1 protein-coding gene is annotated in these 437 nt (G+C 33.9%); it reads right to left on the bottom strand.

The genetic code is table 11. The features are described from left to right. Nucleotides 1-437 (bottom strand): ribonuclease III domain-containing protein (locus NF27_RS11255; protein ID WP_239647829.1); only part of this gene is annotated, 437 nt, incomplete at both ends.

Below are 437 nucleotides of genomic sequence, written 5' to 3' on the forward strand. Positions count from 1 at the left end.
AGTTACTGCTATATATAATAGTGTAAAACTTCCTTGATCGTATAGAAACTTATATCTGCCCACATTAACATTACGCGCCGATACATTCGGATTAACACCTGTCTTAAGTAGCCCGTCTAATAATCCGGTATTATCCTCTTTTATTGCTTTGAATGCTTCTACTTCAGGGGTTAACTTTAGTGGTTCCCAGTGCCTAATAATAAAAGCTTTTATTAGCGCTTCATTTTCTCCGCTATCTAAATATATTGCTCCTATAATCGCTTCCATAGCATCAGCTAATATTCGGTCGTTAATTTGACCATTATGTATTATATATTCACCAAGGTTTAACTTCTTCGCTACATCTAATAATGTACTATTGTTACTTACCAGATTAGATACTCTATTATTTAACTCCCCTTTTTTACTTTTAGGGTTTTGTTCAAGCACTATACTTG

This window comes from Candidatus Jidaibacter acanthamoeba, from assembly GCF_000815465.1.
GTDB classification, from domain to species: domain Bacteria; phylum Pseudomonadota; class Alphaproteobacteria; order Rickettsiales; family Midichloriaceae; genus Jidaibacter; species Jidaibacter acanthamoebae.